General features: G+C 49.5%; 1 protein-coding gene. It reads right to left on the bottom strand.

What is annotated here, in order from left to right:
* Positions 1–525, bottom strand: a 525-nt coding sequence (locus tag R7E78_RS30290; RefSeq protein WP_318059165.1) for an efflux RND transporter permease subunit, incomplete at both ends; no start/stop codon positions are given.

Consider the following 525-nt stretch of genomic DNA (forward strand, 5'->3'; position numbering starts at 1 on the left):
TGATCTTTAATGGCGTTTCTAACGTTTGCTGGCGTGGAGTCTCGGCTCACACCGGCTTGAACCGTGATAGTTTTCACGCGGTCTCGTCGCCAAATCATGCTCTCTTCGGTGACCAGTTCGAATCCATCCACCACTTGACCAAGCGGAACGCTGTTAAAGCCAAGTAGAGAGCGCACAGGTAGCGTTTCTAGTGACGCCATGTTTTGCGATGTGCCACGTAACTGAATTGGAATCAACTCATCATTCAGGTTCATTTGTCCGAGCGGCATGCCGTCTGATGCACGTTTTAGCGCGAAAGCGACATCGGCGCGGTTAATGCCTGCTTGACGCATTTTGTCTTGGTTTAGAATCGGCTTGAGCACTTTGCTTTCTTGGCGCCAATCATCGCGAATGTATTTTGCATCAGGGTTTGAAGCAAAAATCGTTTTCGCTTCCGCCGCTAGTTGATGTAATACGGTTTCATCCGGACCAGAAAAACGCACTTCAACCGCGAACTTATCTTTGGTTGCCAGCTTCAGCGCTCGA

The sequence above is a fragment of the Vibrio sp. YT-19(2023) genome, from assembly GCF_033337395.1.